Below are 17,493 nucleotides of genomic sequence, written 5' to 3'. Positions count from 1 at the left end.
CGTTTTAGTGCGTAGTTTGTATGGCATTTTTCATGAAAAATCAAAGCAATTCTTATGAAAGAAAGATTATTTAGTATGGGAGCGGGCATGTTTAGGTTTTCTGAATGGATCAGAGTCAGTAATAAGATAACTGTCAATAAACATTCATATTTCGCTATTCCGTTACGCTCAAAAAAGTGGACAATAGCGGTCTTTCTTATCGCTCACATTCCTGCAGGTCATCATGATATCAATCCCCTCTTCTGAGGATACGGCTTCTCGTCGTGTTCAATACTTGCGCGTTTTTGTGCTGGGCTTTAGCGCCTTTATTTTTAACACCACGGAGTTTGTTCCGGTCGGATTATTGACGGACATCGCGCAAGGCTTTTCGGTTTCACCAGCTCATGTCGGTTGGATGTTGACTGTTTATGCTTGGATTGTGGCGCTTATGTCGCTGCCAATGATGTTATTGACGCGTAAGTTAGAGCGTAAAACATTACTGCTAGGTCTATTTGCTTTGTTTATCGCGAGTCATATCTTGTCTGTGGTGGCGTGGGATTTCACTGTCCTATTGATCAGCCGAATCGGCATTGCCTTTGCCCATGCAGTGTTCTGGTCGATTACGGCGTCTATTGCCATTCGTGTTGCGCCGCAAGGAAAACATACTTTTGCATTGAGTGTGCTGGCAACAGGAACCGGTTTAGCTATGGTGCTTGGTGTACCTGTCGGTCGTATCATCGGTCAGTTGTTTGGCTGGCGTACGACGTTTGCTTTTATCGCGATTGTGGCATTAATCATCATGTTAGCCATGTACCGTTTATTGCCTAGTTTGCCTAGCTTGTTTTCGGGGTCTCTTAGCAAGGTACCAGAAGTACTTCGTAATAAAGTATTGTTAGGTATGTATTTGTTTATCTTCGTAATTTTCTCAGCTCATTACACGGCTTACAGCTACATAGAGCCTTTCTTAAAAGAAATTGGCGCAGCCAGTGGGCACTTCACCACATTAGTACTATTGTTATTTGGTATGGCTGGGATTTTTGGTAGTTTGCTGTTTAGCTATTTTGGTGAAAGAGCGAATGCCCTGATGTTGATTTCAAGCGTCATTATTGCATCCTTATGCATGAGTGTTTTGTATTTTGTAGCCCCCACTGTGTCCATGCTGATTACTAGTATTCTTTTATGGGGTGCGTCGCTGATGATTATTGGTTTGAGCATGCAGATACGAGTGCTGAAAGTAGACGATACAGCCGCTGATATTATTATGTCTTTGTATTCAGGCATTATAAATTTGGGGATTGGTGCTGGGGCTTTAATTGGTGGTCAGGTCATACAACTTGTCGGCTTAGGTAGTGTTGGTTTTACTGGTGCTTTACTAGGTTTTTGTGCTTTAGCAGTGATTTTGACGCTATTAAAACGGATTAAAAAATCCGCAGAGTAAATGTTCTTTTTTGTTTATTATTTAGGATGATGAATATGGTTCGTTATCCTATCTTGATAAAGATATTAAGTTCATATGTGTTAAGGTGCATGAAACAGGTAGCTGATATTACGCCTGAATTTTGTATGTCTTTAGTGTGACTTAATAAGATCCTTCTATGTTTAATTGGTTTAATGTCTCTATGACACGGAAAGTCAGTAGTCTTTCATTTATTCTTTTGTCGTTCCTTTTTGTGGTGATTCTTTATTCGACGTATCAAACACAAAAAATCTACAAAGAAATGCAAGAAGTTGCTGAGATTGATATTCCTCTCACCGAAGTCATCGCGGATATCGAAATACTACAGCTTAAGCAGCATTTATTGATGGAGAGTATTCGCCTGCAAGGGGATGCTTTCTTTGCTGATGAGGTATTACAGAAAAAAAGCGTCAAAGGCTTTGAAGAGTTTAGTCTGCAACTATCCTTACAGCTTGATAAAAGTATTAACATACTTCACTCAGGTATGAAATTCGGCACTATTCGCATCAACGTGGCCGACCACCAATCTTTGATCCAACAAATTAATGCCCTGCACAGTCATAGAATCGGTTTTGAAAATTCATTTTCACGCTTTTTAGGTAAAAGAGAAAAGCATGATTTAGATTCTTGGGAGAGGCTAGAAAAGCAGAGTGGTTTACTGGATGCGCAATCCGAAAAGTTACTTATAAATATTGAACAACTCACAACTAAAGTCGCTGCGACAGTAGAAAAGCAAGAGCGTGACTTTATGATCGTAAACGCCATATTAGGTTTTTCAGCCTTTGCCATTGGTGGTTACTTAACCCTATTTACGATTTTGTCTTTTCGTCGGAAAGTAGGTTCCTTGCGTGGCCAGATAGAATCGCTACATCGTTCTATTTCTTCTGATGAGAGCAGCAATACATTGCGAAGCAAAGGCACGGATGAATTGGATCAGTTAGAAAAGGATTTAAAAATTCTGGTGGCGCGCTTCTCGTTGGAACAAGATAACCGCGATGAAGTCGAAACCCAACTAATGGAGCTTGCGACAAAAGATAAACTGACGGGAGTGTTTAATCGACATAAATGGGATGAACAGATTAAGGATGAAATCGCGTTAGCCAATCGCGGACATCACTTTAGCTTGATCTTATTGGATGTTGATCATTTCAAAAAAATTAACGATTCTCGCGGCCATGACGTGGGGGATAATGTGCTCAAACTGCTGGTTAGTACCCTGAGAAAACGTCTGCGTGAAACTGACATACTATTCAGAATCGGTGGTGAAGAGTTTGCCATATTACTTAGAGATACCAATCTTGACGATGCTAGAGTGCTTGCAGAGCAGTTACGTAAAAGAGTCGAAACTTTGAATGAAAACGGTATTCCATCATTCACCATTAGTTTGGGAGTAACTGATTATCAAGACGTCGATGATCAGAGTAGCATCGTAAAACGTGCAGATGTTTTACTTTATGAAGCTAAAGATGCAGGACGCAATTGCGTTATGGCAGGCTAGCCTTTAGCTATTTATCTAATACCTATCAAGAATCTTTATGTTTAATTGGTTGAATGTCTCTATGACCAGAAAAATCAGTAGTCTTTCATTTGTTCTTTTGTCGTTTCTTTTCGTGGTGATTCTTTATTCTGCGTATCAAACACAGAAGATCTATAAAGAAATGCATGAAGTGGCAAAAATTGATGTGCCGCTTTTTGAAGTTATGGCTGACATGGACATGTTGCAGCTTAAACAACACTTATTAATGGAAGGTATTCGTCAGCAGGGAGATGCCTTCTTTGCTAATAAGTCGATGCAAGAGAAAAGCATAAAAGGCTTTGATGAATTTAGCTCACAACTTGCGGCCCAGCTTGATAAGTCTATGGAAATACTTCGAACAGGGCTTGGGTTTGGCAGCGTGAGAATCAAATTGATGGATCATAAGGCATTGATTCAACAGATCAACCTGCTGCATCAACATCGAATGAATTTTGATCGCCTTGTGGACGAGTTTCTAGCACAAGATCAACAAGGCTTTTCAACTGCTTGGCCTTTACTGGAGCAGCAAGACAGTGAATTAGCTGATCAAGCTGATATATTACTAGTAAATATTGAACAACTTACAACAAAAGTTGCCTCCACGGTAGAAAAGCAAGAACGTGATTTTATGATAGTAAACGCCATATTAGGCTTTTCAGCCTTTGCTATTGGTGGTTATTTAACGCTCCATACAATTTTGTCTTTTCGTCGGAAAGTGGGTTCGCTGCGAGGCCAAATAGACTCTCTACATCGTTCCATTTCTCCTGATGAAAGCCGTAATGCTTTGCGTAATAAAGGCTCTGATGAACTGGACGAGTTGGGACGAGATTTAAAAATTTTGATGGCGCGCTTCTCGTTGGAGCAAGATAACCGCGATGAAGTTGAAACCCAACTTCTAGAATTGGCGACCAGGGATAAACTGACAGGTGTATTTAATCGCCATAAATGGGATGAACAAATTAAAGATGAAATCGCGCTCGCTAACCGCGGTCATCATTTCAGCTTGATCTTGTTAGATGTTGATTATTTCAAAAAAATTAACGACTCCCACGGTCATGATGTAGGCGATAATGTACTCAAATTGTTGGTTAACACATTACGAAAACGCCTGCGTGAAACTGACATACTATTCAGAATTGGTGGTGAAGAATTTGCCATATTACTAAGAGATACCAATCTTGAAGACGCCAAAATACTTGCAGAGCAGTTACGCAAGAAAGTTGCAGCTCTGGATGAAAGCGGCATGCCGCCATTCAGCATTAGTTTGGGCGTGACTGATTATCAAGATTTTGATGATCAAGTTCGTATTGTCAAACGTGCCGATGTTTTGCTTTATGAAGCCAAAGGCGCTGGACGTAATTGTGTTATAGCCGGCTAGTTGGTTGATAAAAAAAAGCCACTTTTGGCAATGGATTGACCGTTTACGAGAATCTCTACTTCATGTAACCCAGCGTAGTAGACTCGTGTAGTGATGGTTTTGAAAGGGTGTTTCTTGCTCATAGAGACTTGCTTACCAGCGGCCAACGTCGCTTTTTTCCACTTAAACACCTTGGGTGTTGTTTTGCCGTTTTTCTTCTGATGATGAATTACATAGTCAATCATTAAGGTTTGATCTTCCTTGCTGGTGGATTCAAACAACAATGAAAACTCTAGATGATTATTCAACCTTACCTGTTCATCATGTATTTCTAGCTTAATATTGTCTAACTTTGACTGGGCATAACCAAATACGTCAAGAGCCTTACGGTTGCCTTGTTTTAACAAGGTACGACAAGCATGGCGAATCAGCTTTTGGCGATTTGCATCTGCGTCTTGCATCCATTTTTCTGCGATATCTGCCACAAGATCGGGGTGATCTTTGGCAATATCATTGAGGTTATTTGCTACGGAGCGGCGTACGTATTCTTCTTGATCGTCTTTTAGAGCTTCAAGCAATTCAATCACCGGTGCAGGATCCTGAATAAAACTCGGTAACTGCATCGCCCAAGGTAAGCGTGGTCGAGTGCCTTCGGAAATCAAACGTCGCACATGTTTGTTATCGTCTTTAAGCCAGCTTTTGAGAGCGTTGAGTGTTTCTTCAGGAGAAGCCAATAAGAAAAAGCGAATGCTAAACTCAGATGTAAAGCGCCGTGTCATGGCGTTCAGCAAGCTCATGGAAAGATCATGATGTGCAAGACCGTGAAGCCCCACATAATCCCCAATGGGCATAACAGCCCAGCCTGAAATTCCGTTACTTCCAATTGATACTTCTTGCTGAAGCTCAGGCGCTGCTTCTTTTGATTCTGGAGCTAAAGAAGCAAGTAGGATATGTCCTGCTTGTTCGAAATTGTCAGGTAAATAACGGCTCATAGCAGCAGTGATTTGTTGTGAGCGAGCTTTTAGTTCCAGTGTTTCAAGCTGATAAGAAGCGGCATCAATAAACCCTTGTTGATCGAAGTCTTGCCAATGGCGTTGAAAGTGCTCCGCCATATTGCCGATAACGCTGATATTGAAGAGGTTTTTAAAAGGTTCTGTCATATGCCTATCTTCCTGAGTGATGGCTGAAAGAGTAACCTTATCGCTAGCCTCTGTCAGTTGTTGTCAGTATAAAACCGATTTCCCTCATATTAATGCTATAGTGGCTTGTCTCTGCATTGATCCATGCCCGTCATGACCGACTAGCGTTTACCGCTAAGAATTTCTTTCAGACCACTTCATATCTTTTATCCATCAATAGGTGACGTAAGCATTTCACTATCATTTTAAACATCAGTTTGTCGGCGTTTTGATCGCGCGTTTATGAACTCAAACAGGTTTTATTTTTTAAAGGAAACAGTATGAGTCAACTAACTTTTGGCGTGATCGGTACGTCTAGAAAAACAGATGAGCGACGTTATCCCATCCATCCGGAGCATTTAGGACGTATTCCAGAGTACCTTCGCCATCGCTTAATTTTTGAAGAAGGTTACGGCGCAGCGTTTAATATTTCAGATGACGAGATCGCGGCACAAACGGGCGGTATTGCTACGCGGCACGAAATTCTTGTCGACATTGGTGCAGTGATTATTGCTAAACCTGTCTTGGCTGATTTAGAAGAGTTACGTGAAGGTGGTATTTTGTGGGGTTACGTTCATTGTGTTCAGCAGCGTGAGATTACCCAAGCCGCGCTGGATCGAAAACTCACCTTGATTGCTTTTGAAGACATGTTTGTTTGGTCGCCAACGGGACAAGTTGGCCGCCATACATTTTATAAAAATAACGAGATGGCTGGTTACTGCGCGGTGATTCATGCCTTGCAGTTAAAAGGCATCGACGGACATTATGGTAATCAACGTAAGGTCATTATTTTTAGTTTCGGCGCGGTGAGTCGCGGCGCGATTTACGCCCTTAAAGCCCACGGATTTCGTGATATTACCATTTGTATTCAGCGCCCCGATCATGAAGTGAGAGAAGAAGTACTTGATTGCCATTATGTGAAAGTGCGCGAAGGTCAACAAGACGAAGCTCGCATGGTGGTGGTTGAACACGATGGTACGATTCGTCCTTTGACGGAATTGATCAGTGAAACGGATATTATCGTGAATGGCACTTTTCAAGAAACGGATCACCCAACCAACTTTATTATCGAATCCGAAGCGGCGTCGTTGAAGCCGAATTGTTTGATCATCGATGTTAGCTGTGATGAAGGTATGGGATTTTTCTTTGCCAAGCCGACCAGCTTCCAAGAGCCAATGTTTCAGTACAACACTATCGACTATTATGCCGTCGATCACACGCCAAGCTATTTATGGGAAAGCGCCACTCGCTCTATTTCTGCGGCCTTGATTGTCTACTTAGAAAACGTTTTGGAAGGTCGCGAGCATTGGTTGCAAAACGAAACCATTCGCCGTGCGATAAACATAGATGAAGGCGTTATTAAGAATCCGCTGATTCTGTCGTTCCAACATCGGGAAACCACGCCGCCTTATGCCGCGCTAACGGCATAAGTGGGGCAAGACAAAAACAAAACAGCCAATATTCCAGTGAGAGATTGAATATTGGCTGTGATGGTTTTACTGTCAATTTATTGGTTGGTAAGAATATCTGTTATAGCTTCTGATTTACCTTTTCCATCAAGGCGTCCACTTCTTTGTGACGGCCCATATCAGCAATCGGACGGTTTGGTCTAGGCGCTGCTTTTTTTGCGATGTCTAGGTGTTGTTTCGCGCCTTCATAGTCACCGTCGTCGTATAAAAACTCAGCAAGGAAGTAGTTAGAGTCGATGCTGGTTGGGTTCATTTTGTATGATTGCACTAGCAGTTCTTTGGCTTTTTTGTCGCTACCAAAGCCAATCGGCCAGCCTGGTACTTTATGATAAAGCACGCCTAAACTTGTCATAGCGGAACCAGATAACGCGCTAGGGTTAATGGTAATTGCGTCTTCGAAGGACTTCTTCGCCGCTTTTGCTAAAGATAACGCACCCAATCCGCCTTTTGCACCCGCTGTGCTCGATTGAATAATACCAAGCCAAATTAGATCATCTGGGTTTTTAGGATCAGCATTAACTAATTCTTGCGCCTTGATCGCAAGATCGTTAAAGGCCGCTTCTTTGGCGTCGTCGCCTTCTATTTGGTAATTAATTTGTGCCCAACGCTGTTGAATCTCTAACAAGCTAGAGGTGTCAGCGGCCCAAGTAGAGGAAACTAATCCTAGAGTGAGTAGGCTAGCAGTGATAAATGATTTCATGATAATGCCTCTTGTGCGGTTTGTTCGACGTCTTTTTCACGACGTAGAAAACGTTTAATAATAGGAAGTTTTTTAAACAACGCCTTGTCCACAATGTGTGGGAAAGCACCGTTGATTTTGACAAAGAGCTTTTCAGGAAAACCGACAAACTGTCTGGCGTGACCTGTTTCAAGTTGCTGAATTAGCGCATTGGCAACGCTTTCTGGTGAATCTACGTTATTGCCCAAGGCTTTGTTCATCGCCATGGCTTGATCGCTGTTAATGCTGGTAGCGGTTGCTCGTGGTGCAAAGTAACTAACATGAACATTGGTATCTGCTAATTCACGGTACAAGGCTTCGGTAAAACCGCGTAGGCCAAATTTGCTAGCACAATAAATCGATTGTCCGGCGAAACCTATGCTGCCAAAGGTCGATCCTACATTGACCAAGTAGGACGGTGCTGGTTGCTGTAAACCGGCTTTTTGTAATAAAGGTAGCAATTCTTGAGTGAGTAGAATCGGTGCTAATAAATTGGTTTCTAAGGTGTCTACAATGACGGTTTCTTCTGTGTCTTCCAACAAGGAGAACTGCCCAACACCTGCGTTATTAATCAGCATACTGATGGCATTCAATTCAGCTACGAGGCAGGTTTTTTCACGGCCCTGCAGTGTGCTGATGTCTGCGACGAGTATCTTGTGTTCGCCACTCAAAGAGTTGCTAAGCTCTTGCAGACGCGATTCACTTCGACCTTGCAGAATCAAGCTTACGCCTTTGTTAGCTAAGGCTTTCGCGATGGCTTGGCCTATGCCACCCGTCGCGCCAGTTAATAAACAGGTTTGTTGTTGCCATTGCATCATGCTTCTCCTATGCCGCGTCGGCTTGAGCTGCGCCATCTAGCTCACGGAAAATGTTGGCGTACAATTTGAAAAACATTTTCGCACTATGAATGATCTGATCTTGCTCGTTTTTATCGGTGATTTTATTCATCAGATTTTCAAAGAAGACGATGTGTTCTTGATCCAATGAACCATGCGAACGTAAGTAGCTAAAGGCATTCGCTGGCAGGTCGAGTTTGTTTTTGATTTGCTCTGCGGCGTTATCTGCCAAGGCAATGCTGGTGCCTTCCAGTACGAAAACCATACCGAAAAAACGCAATGGATTAATGCGATTGACCGCATCATAGGCGTACGCCACCATCAATTCCGTTGCTGATGCGGGTTGGCTTTTGCGTACCGCTTCTTTATCTGCACCGCAGGCAGCGATGTCGTTTAGGATCCATTCTTGATGACCCATTTCTTCTTCAATGTATTCGCCAACGGCTTCACGTAGCCATTCTTTTTCTTCTGGTAAACGACTACCCACCGCCATCAATAATGGCACTGTGTGTTTGACGTGGTGATAAGCCTGAGTCAAAAAGTCGACGTAGTTTTCTAAGGTAATTTGGCCATGAAAACAACGTTGGATAATAGGTGATGTCACCAAGTATTGTCTTTCAGCTAGGGTTTCTTGTTGTAGGCGTTGGTAAAGTGTCATAGGGATTCTCCATATACGGTATTTAATTGTGAAAACTTGTCTTGGTATAAAAGTTCAATTTGGTCTGTAAAGTGCGCCAGAATTTTGTCGCGAATCGGTTTTCCAGTAGCGGTGACCATGCCAGGAATTGTCATCAATGGCTGCGCTAGAGGGAGCCAAGTACTAATGCGGGCGTAATCTGGCAACTGTTGATTCACCATGGAAACCACCTGTTGAATTTGTTCTTCGGTGATGTTTGCTGCTGCAGGGCTGAGTAATGCCCCGCAATAAGGTTTTGCTTCACCAAACACTAATGCTTCGCGGAAATACCCTGTCGCCATAAGTTCAGCTTCTACCCATTCTGGTGATAAGTTGCGACCAAAAGAGTTAATGATGATGTTCTTCTGGCGACCATCAATATTCAGAAAACCATTGGTTAGACTGACCAAATCGCCAGTGCGTACTTCTTGTGGATAAAAACTGTCGGGTTGATTGAGGTAACCAAGGAATAGGTTGCCAGTGATCACCAATTCACCTTGCTTAATGTGTAGTTGATTGTGAGGCAACACGGCACCAGCGGAAGCTTGGTCCTGTTGCGCAGGTGTATTTAATGACACCACAGACGCGCATTCAGATAAGCCGTAACCTTGGTAAACAGGCAAACCAAGAGCATGCGCTTTTTGTACCAAACCAGCCGCAACTTTACCGCCGCCAACCGCGATAAACTGCAAAGATTTAGGCGGCTTCCAACCTTGTTGGCAGGCGCCAACAAACAAAGAAAGTAACTCTGGCACTAAAATTAAACTGGTTGGCTGCTGCTGGCTGATTAATGTCAGTAACTGCTGTGGCTGAGTCAAACGGCTACCACTAAAGCCGCGCTCTTCTTGGCTTGCCAGAATGATGGCTCCGCCGACCAAAAGAGGCGAATAAATCCCTGTAATATTTTCTAACAAGGTCGCCAAAGGCAATAAACACAAGTGACGAACATCTTGTAATGCCACGGCATCAGCAATGGAATGGGCGACATTTAGCTGGGATTCGTTGCTCAAACAAACGCCTTTCGGGCTGCCTGTTGTGCCAGATGTAAAGGTGATCTTGTTGGTGCCCGTTGGAATTCGTGGTGCGTGTTGTACTGTTAAACGAGTAACATAAACCCCTTCAAATGGGCTGTCTGTTGCGTCATGGTTAGCTGAGCTGTTACTGGGACTATTGTTGTCTTGTGTCAGCATCAATTCGATGCCGCTTTCATTTAACAAGTGTGTGGTTTGTTGCGGGCTAAAAAAGCTCGGCACTGGCACACAACAAAGCTCTGCTGCTTGGCAGGCTAGATCAAATAAAACCCACTCAATGGTGTTGTCCATGACGATGGCGACACGAGACACTTGTTGCTCCATTAACCAGTTTTTACGAGCAGTTACGGCATCGGCTAATGCTTGATAAGTGAGCTGTTTGTCTTGTTGTATTAGGGCGACTTTATTGGCCCATTCTGGAGAAGAGAAATACCACATCATGCGTTCCTTAGCTGCTGCAATAAGTGTTGAAAATTCGCTTGTACAAGATCCATTAAGGCTTCAAGTTCAGGTTGTTGCAGCGCTAGTGCGACTGCTTTTTTTACATCCAAAAACATTACTTTAGGGTTGTTGTCGTAATAGCTTCCCCATTGTGTTTCGTCATTTTTTAGTAGGTTTGGATTTGCATCTGCTAAAAAGGTCAGTGGCAATTTCAGCTTGCCAAGTAGTTGGCGAACTTTATCTGTTCCGGCAAAAACCAAATAATTCACATCAGATAGATACAAACCCATTACGACTGTCATTAATAACGGCAAGGTAAAGCGTTGGTTTTGGCTATAAAGATTGCCTAACTCTGCAACACTGGCGCGTTCTGTCCAGATGCCGTGTTCTTGTAAGCTCTCGGTAATAGACATAGGCAAATACTGTTCGACAAATAGTGGCTGAGTGCCGCGACGAACGCCCATCACTGCTCTTAACCCTTGCGCTTTAATGCCAAGAAGAATCGGCATGAAAGTGTTTACATCGGCTTGATATTTTTTTGCAAACCCGTCTTTAACAAAGATTTCTAAATCCCGTCTAGCGCAACCGTCTGCATTTGCAGCAACAAACTCATAGGGCATAGTTGGGGTAGCGACTTTGGTTCGCATGGTGTCGGTATGTACTGAATCTGAATGCTGCATAATGGAAACCCCCTCAATTTGTATAGCTTCAGATTAAAGGCCTAGGATTAAGAAAACCTTATGCCTAATCATTAATTTATTAATATTGACAAATTAATTTCACCGTTCATTTATCAAGAAAAAAGCATTTATTTTCATTGGGTTATGTTTGATTTTTAGTCTTTTTAAGATGTGTTGATCTCTTCAAAAACAGAGTTTTCTTAAGGATTCTTAAGAAAACTCTTGGAAATTAAGCACTGGATGGCAATGTGATATAAAAATATCGTTATATTTTGTTGAAAAGGTAGGGCTGCTTTTCTGATCCTAAGGTTAGCTCTTGATTTTGCTTTGCCTAAAATGCATGGATACCTTCGAATTATTCCGCTTTTTCGATGCCTTTTTGCGGCTTAACATCGTTCCATTCTAATGACAATGTGAAGAACTCACTAAGAAGGTATGGATGGAAGCATGTGATCTAAACGCAGCTGAAGCGCGCCGTTTGATGGCGCAAAAGTCATTGTCTGTTATGGAGTTGGCGCAAAGTTGTATTGCACGAATGAATGCGGTGAATCATGCGGTGAATGCCATTGTTGCTTGTGATCCAGACGATTTGATGATTCAAGCAAAGCAAGCTCAAAAAGCCATTGATAAAGGCGAGCCGCTGGGTGCGTTACATGGTTTGCCTCTGAGCGTAAAAGACATGGTTGACCTTAAGGGGTTCCCAACAACATTCGGTAGCACAATTTACAAAGATAATATGGCTACATCCGATGACCCAATGGTCGCGCAGTTACGCCAAGCTGGTGCCTTGTCATTAGGCAAAGCCAATAATCCAGAATGGAGTGCGGGCGGTAATACACGCAATGCGGTTTATGGTGCAACGGCGAACCCATTTGATGTGACGCGCTCGGCAGCTGGTTCGTCTGGCGGCTCGGCGGTGGCTTTGGCTTGTGGCATGACGCCATTAGCAACCGGATCGGATACTGGTGGTAGCTTGCGTAATCCTGCGGCCTTTTGTGGCGTGGTTGGCTTTCGTCCGTCACCGGGCGTGGTGCCGGGACACAGTCGGCCAATTGGCTTAATTCCTATATCAACCAATGGACCAATGGCGCGTTCTGTCGAAGATGTTGGTTTGATGTTATCGCAGATGATTCGCCCTGATCGTCGAGACCCTTGGGTTTCTATAGTGGAAGGCGTTGGGCAACATAACGCCGATGCTTATCGTCATTTGCCAGACTTTGATTTGAGCAGTGCGAAAGTGGCGTTTACCAACGACTTTGGTTTTGCCATGACGGAAAAACTGATTAAAGAATCCTTCCAAGAAAAAATCGACAAGTTTGGCGCTGTATTCGCCCAATGTGACAACGCCCATCCTAGCTGTGAGAACGCTGATCATATTTTTGCCGTTCTAAGAGCGCTTAATTTTTCGGGACATCATCGTGATTTGTCTCGCAAATACCCTGATCAAATGGGGCCAAATATTCTGATGAATATTGAAGAAGGCGAGTCATACAGCGCATTAGATGTGGTGAGTGCGCTGAACAAACAAACCGTCATGTATCGAGCGTGGCAGATGTTTTTCGAAGAATATGACTTTATCCTTGCGCCAACCACGACCATTAGCCCACGAGATTGGCATGAACTTTACCCAGAGCAGATTGATGGCAAGCCGACACAAAGTTATTATCACTGGCTTTCTATGGCCTATGCATCGACCTTAACGGGTCATCCGTCTGTGACTTTGCCTGTTGGGCGAGACAAAAACAACATGCCGTTTGGTTTACAGATTATTGGCCGACGCGGTGATGATTTATCTACCTTGGCGTTTGCTAAAGCGTTAGAAGCCTTGTTAGAAAAAACGCCCGATCTAGCGCGCCCAAGAGTCGATATTGCTATGTTGTCTGGTTTGCCTGCATTGAAAAATACAGACGGTTTTATGGGATTCTAATTTATCGAAAGCTTTCATGGAGTATTTAAGTGACTGACTATATTTCTACCCCTGTTGTGCAGTCGCTCATTGCATTGCAGGAAATTACTTGGGTCAATCCGAAAAAAGTGCGTTTTGATGAGGTTCAATCCAAGCTGTCTCTGCAAATGTCAGACATGCTAGATGCCTCAGATCGACTCTCGCGTTTTGCGCCTTATCTTGCTCAAGTGTTTCCAGAAACAGCTGTCACTAACGGCATTATTGAATCTGAATTAAAGGCCATTCCTGCTATGCAGCATGCCTTGTCGGATTCGATGAATCTAGAAGTCCTCGGTCGTTTATTGATGAAGTGCGACAATCAATTGCCGATTGCGGGTTCCATTAAGGCTCGTGGTGGTATTTATGAAGTCTTGTTGCATGCTGAGCGTTTGGCGCTAGCAAATGGCTTATTAAAAACTAGCGACGATTATCGGGTATTGGGTTCTGAGCTTTTTCGAGCGCTGTTTGCCAAGCATCAGATCGTCGTTGGCTCAACTGGAAATCTAGGCCTGAGTATCGGCATTATGAGCGCCAAACTGGGCTTTGATGTCACGGTTCATATGTCGTCTGATGCTCGTGAATGGAAAAAAGCCTTGCTGAGAAGTAAAGGTGTCAATGTTGTTGAACATACTGCCGATTATGGTGTGGCGGTGGAGCAAGGGCGACAGGAAGCCATGCAAAAAGACACGGCGTATTTTATCGATGATGAAGATTCCAAGTCATTATTTTTAGGCTACAGCGTAGCGGCGTTACGACTCCAAAAACAGCTAGTCGAGCAGGGCATTGTTGTCGATAAGGACCATCCCTTGTTTGTCTACTTGCCTTGCGGTGTTGGTGGCGCACCTGGCGGTATTACTTTTGGCTTAAAACAAGTATTTTCTGATCATGTGCATTGTTTCTTTGCTGAGCCTACGCATTCTCCTTGCATGGTATTAGGTATGGAAACGGGTTTGCATAATGGCATCTCAGTGCAAGAGCTGGGCATTGATAATCAAACCTGTGCTGATGGCTTGGCAGTTGGCCGACCTTCTGCTTTTGTTGGCCCTATGATGGATTCGCTGCTCAGCGGTATTTATACGGTTTCTGATGATAATATGTATCGTCATTTGGCCATGCTGGTGGATGCAGAAAGTATTCCAGTGGAACCGTCTGGCGCCGCGGGTGTAAGTGGCGTACTGCGAGTGTTAACTGAGGGCGGTGATTACCTAACGGCTCACCAGCTTGGCGATAAAATGTTGCAAGCAACACATATCATCTGGGCAACCGGTGGCGACATGGTGCCGGAAGAAGAAAGAAAAGCTTATTATGAAAAAGGCCAAGCCTTGCTGTCTTAAAGTCTTGTTGTCTTAAAGTACATTTGTCTTAATGAAAGAGCCAAAAGTAATGCTTTGGCTCTTTTCTTCCCCTCTATTTTTTTCTCTTTAATAGCGGCGCAGCGGTGCTTTTACGACAGTGCCAAGTTTATATCCTCAATGTTCTCTTCATGCTGCATTTTTTCGATCATGTAATCTAAAAATACTCTCACTGCTGCAGGTAAGGTGCGGCCAGATAGGGTTTGTACTTCAATATTGCGAATGTCCATGCCTCGGTCTCGAATCGGGATGGCAACTAGCTCGTTGGCAGCCAGTTGGTGGCGCATAGATATTTCTCCCGCAAGATGCACGCCGCCTTCATAGGTCGTAAAGCGATTTAATGTCGCCATGTTGTTGGATACCAAAACGGGATCGAATAACAGATTTAAACGACTGCAACAGATATCAAACAGCTGTCTTACTGTGGTGTTTTCTTCTGGTAAGGCAATCGGATAGGGTTGTAATTGCGCGAGAGTGACGGTTTTTTTGTTGGCCAATGGGTGGTTTGGATGGACAACAGCAACGACGGGTGAGGGCTGTCGATAGGCGACTTGGATATCTTTGGCAGGAGACAAATTTAAAGTAACGCCTATGTCAGCATCGCCATGACTAACACGCCGCGATACTTCCGCAGGTGAGCTGACATTGATATGAAAATGAATACCTTCATGTTTTTTTCGAAAATTTGCAATGTTACGTGGTAAGAATTCCATCGCAAAACCTTCCGAACACGAGATGTTTACATGACCTCGATTTAGACCTTCCAAAGCGGCAATTTCGGACACAACTCTGTCCGATTCTAGTGCGTTCTTACGTGCATACACGGCTAACATTTCACCCGCTGCACTCAATTCCATGCCGCGAGGGCGGCGTTCAAACAGGGTTGTACCAAGAATATCTTCTAGGCTATTTATCTGCCTACTTATAGCGCTCGCTGCTACATTTAGGTGCAAGGAAGCTTCGCTTATCGATCCATATCTTGCGACCTCTAAAAAGTAGCGTAACGCGGTGTCTTGTAAACGTAATGCGGCTTTCATCGTGTTTTTCCTGCACTTTTATGAATATTAGCAGCTTTTATAGCGTTTTTAGTATTTTGATATTTCGCCACAGTCATGCCTTTTTGGCAACGATTCTTTGCATTTTTTTTAATTGTGGCAATGGTTGTTTTTGCATAGTGTGAATGAAAGTTGCATTACATGAATATCAAATTTAAAGGGCTTAAAAGGAACGAAACGATGAAAAAACTCAGTCAGAATAAGTTTGCTCTATTATCAGTATTAGACCGCGCTTCACGTAGAACTTTTGTCAGCGCTCTTATTGCATGTTCTTTAGTGGGTGCGGCTGCGCCAGCACTTGCTAATAAAGCGAATGATACCTTGGTGTATGCCGTGGGACTTGAGCCAGAAAACGTCAGTCCTTATCACAACAATGTGCGGGAAGGGATTATTTTGTCGCATCTTGCTTGGGATACTTTGATTTATCGAGACATGGAAACAGGCGAGTATCAGCCTTTGTTGGCAACCAGCTGGAAGTGGGAAGATCCGACTCATTTGCTTTTCACTTTGCGTAAAGGCGTCACTTTTCAAAACGGCGATGCTTTTAGTGCAGCGGATGTGGCTTTCACCTTTAATTATGTAACGTCACCTGAGTCTAAAATCGTCACCCGCCAAAACGTCGATTGGATTGATCATGCGGAACAAGTTGACGAGTACACAGTGCGCTTGGTGCTGAAACAGCCTTTCCCAGCGGCATTGGAATATTTATCTGGTCCAACGCCTATTTTCCCTGAAAAATATTTTAAATCCGTTGGCATTGAAGGCTATGCCAAAGCGCCAATTGGTACTGGCCCTTATAAAATCACCGAGGTGCTAAGTGGTGAAGGGGCGAATTTAGAGCGGTATGAAGGCTATTTTGAAGGTGGTCCAATTAAAAAGCCAGCCATCGGTAAGATCCAATTTAGAGTCATTCCTGACCCAGATGCTCGTCTTGCTCAGCTGATGACAGGCGGCGTTGATTGGACTTGGCGAGTGCCGTCTGATCAGGCAGATGAAATGAAAATGATGCCAAACCTAGAAGTGATTAGCTCCGAAACTATGCGAGTGGGCTATTTAGCAATGGATACCAGCAGCGAGGCCTTAAAGGATTCGCCATTTCGTAATAAGTTGGTACGTGAAGCAGTGAATTATGCGATTAATCGTGACGCGCTAGCGAACGAATTGGTACGTGGCGGTAGCCGTGCGATTTATACACCATGTTTCCCTTCTCAGTTTGGTTGCGACGTGTCTGCTGGGAAAAAATTCGAGTACGACCCTACAAAAGCGAAGGCTTTGCTTGCCGAGGCTGGTTATCCAAATGGTTTTCAAACCGATTTTTATGCTTATCGAGACATGGATTTAGCCGAGGCTGTTTTAGGTGATCTTCGCGCGGTTGGTATCACTTCTAAAATGCACATGTTGACCTATGCGGCATTGCGTAAAGAGCAGCGATCAGGAAACGTGCCTTTGGCGTTCCAAACATGGGGTTCTTACTCTGTAAACGACGCATCAGCCATGACCAGTGTTTATTTTAATGGGGGGGCAGACGATATCAATCATGACAAAGAAGTGATGGCTTTATTGGATGCTGCGGATACCAATGTTGATCCTGAAATTCGTAAGAAAAACTACAGTGAAGCGATTAAGAAAATCACAGAAGCGGCTTATTGGGCACCCATGTTTTCTTATTCAAGTAACTACGCCTTCAGTAAGGAGCTGAATTTCACCGCTTATCCTGATGAATTACCTCGCTTTGTAGAATCAAGCTGGAAGTAATGAGTAAGACGCTTACTGCTGTGCGTAAGTGTCCTAGTTTGCGCTTAGG

The 17,493-nt window shown here is 43.6% G+C and carries 14 protein-coding genes; 7 read left to right on the top strand and 7 right to left on the bottom strand.

The features are described from left to right. The first annotated feature begins 223 nt into the window (after positions 1-223). From KPL72_RS15160 to KPL72_RS15150, 3 genes are all read left to right on the top strand, one after another. A complete protein-coding gene (locus KPL72_RS15160) occupies positions 224-1,417 on the top strand; it encodes a sugar transporter (RefSeq protein WP_219703498.1) in 1,194 nt (397 codons plus the stop codon). Positions 1,418-1,574: 157 nt separating this feature from the next. Further along, positions 1,575-2,933: a GGDEF domain-containing protein gene (locus KPL72_RS15155; RefSeq protein WP_219703496.1), complete on the top strand. Its 1,359-nt coding sequence runs from the start codon at positions 1,575-1,577 to the stop codon at positions 2,931-2,933. Between the two features lie 37 nt (positions 2,934-2,970). Further along, positions 2,971-4,329: a GGDEF domain-containing protein gene (locus tag KPL72_RS15150; RefSeq protein ID WP_219703494.1), complete on the top strand. Its 1,359-nt coding sequence runs from the start codon at positions 2,971-2,973 to the stop codon at positions 4,327-4,329. Here KPL72_RS15150 and KPL72_RS15145 read toward each other — a convergent pair. Beyond that, positions 4,326-5,468 (bottom strand): DNA alkylation repair protein, encoded by a 1,143-nt coding sequence (locus tag KPL72_RS15145; protein WP_219703492.1) that lies wholly within the window; start codon positions 5,466-5,468, stop codon positions 4,326-4,328. The two genes, KPL72_RS15150 and KPL72_RS15145, sit on opposite strands and share 4 nt — an antisense overlap. Before the next feature lie 299 nt (positions 5,469-5,767). Between KPL72_RS15145 and KPL72_RS15140 the strand changes: the two genes are divergently transcribed. Further along, positions 5,768-6,916 carry a N(5)-(carboxyethyl)ornithine synthase gene (locus tag KPL72_RS15140; RefSeq protein WP_219703489.1) on the top strand — a complete coding sequence of 383 codons (1,149 nt, stop codon included), beginning with the start codon at positions 5,768-5,770 and terminating at the stop codon, positions 6,914-6,916. 100 nt (positions 6,917-7,016) lie between these two features. On the opposite strand, the gene KPL72_RS15135 is transcribed toward KPL72_RS15140, so the two are convergent. The 5 genes from KPL72_RS15135 to KPL72_RS15115 are packed head-to-tail and all read right to left on the bottom strand — an operon-like array spanning position 7,017 to position 11,337. Continuing rightward, positions 7,017-7,655 carry a tetratricopeptide repeat protein gene (locus KPL72_RS15135; RefSeq protein WP_219703487.1) on the bottom strand — a complete coding sequence of 213 codons (639 nt, stop codon included), beginning with the start codon at positions 7,653-7,655 and terminating at the stop codon, positions 7,017-7,019. Beyond that, a complete protein-coding gene (locus KPL72_RS15130; protein WP_219703486.1) occupies positions 7,652-8,491 on the bottom strand; it encodes an SDR family oxidoreductase in 840 nt (279 codons plus the stop codon). The genes KPL72_RS15135 and KPL72_RS15130 overlap by 4 nt, the downstream gene beginning before the upstream one ends. A 7-nt stretch (positions 8,492-8,498) precedes the next feature. Further along, positions 8,499-9,167: an iron-containing redox enzyme family protein gene (locus KPL72_RS15125; protein ID WP_219703485.1), complete on the bottom strand. Its 669-nt coding sequence runs from the start codon at positions 9,165-9,167 to the stop codon at positions 8,499-8,501. After that, on the bottom strand, positions 9,164-10,657 hold the full coding sequence (locus tag KPL72_RS15120) for an AMP-binding protein (protein ID WP_249422281.1): 1,494 nt from the start codon (positions 10,655-10,657) through the stop codon (positions 9,164-9,166). Before KPL72_RS15120 ends, KPL72_RS15125 begins: the two co-directional genes overlap by 4 nt. Next, entirely contained in the window at positions 10,654-11,337 is a 684-nt protein-coding gene (locus KPL72_RS15115) for a thermostable hemolysin (RefSeq protein ID WP_212916519.1), read from the bottom strand. Before KPL72_RS15115 ends, KPL72_RS15120 begins: the two co-directional genes overlap by 4 nt. A 439-nt stretch (positions 11,338-11,776) precedes the next feature. Between KPL72_RS15115 and KPL72_RS15110 the strand changes: the two genes are divergently transcribed. Continuing rightward, entirely contained in the window at positions 11,777-13,264 is a 1,488-nt protein-coding gene (locus KPL72_RS15110) for an amidase (protein WP_219703484.1), read from the top strand. A 29-nt stretch (positions 13,265-13,293) separates the two neighbouring features. Next, the gene (gene dsdA / locus KPL72_RS15105; protein WP_219703483.1) at positions 13,294-14,616 is read left to right on the top strand and encodes a D-serine ammonia-lyase; all 1,323 of its coding nucleotides are present in this window, start codon (positions 13,294-13,296) and stop codon (positions 14,614-14,616) included. Positions 14,617-14,726: 110 nt separating this feature from the next. On the opposite strand, the gene KPL72_RS15100 is transcribed toward dsdA, so the two are convergent. Continuing rightward, the gene (locus KPL72_RS15100) at positions 14,727-15,671 is read right to left on the bottom strand and encodes a LysR family transcriptional regulator (protein ID WP_219703482.1); all 945 of its coding nucleotides are present in this window, start codon (positions 15,669-15,671) and stop codon (positions 14,727-14,729) included. A gap of 198 nt (positions 15,672-15,869) precedes the next feature. On the opposite strand from KPL72_RS15100, the gene KPL72_RS15095 reads away from it, so the two are divergent. Next, the gene (locus KPL72_RS15095; protein WP_219703481.1) at positions 15,870-17,444 is read left to right on the top strand and encodes an ABC transporter substrate-binding protein; all 1,575 of its coding nucleotides are present in this window, start codon (positions 15,870-15,872) and stop codon (positions 17,442-17,444) included. The last annotated feature ends 49 nt before the right edge of the window (positions 17,445-17,493 follow it).

Source organism: Marinomonas lutimaris (assembly GCF_019426345.1).
In the GTDB taxonomy this organism is placed as follows: domain Bacteria; phylum Pseudomonadota; class Gammaproteobacteria; order Pseudomonadales; family Marinomonadaceae; genus Marinomonas; species Marinomonas lutimaris.
Note: the sequence above shows the minus strand (reverse complement) of the source record. Positions and strands in the feature narration are given on the sequence as shown.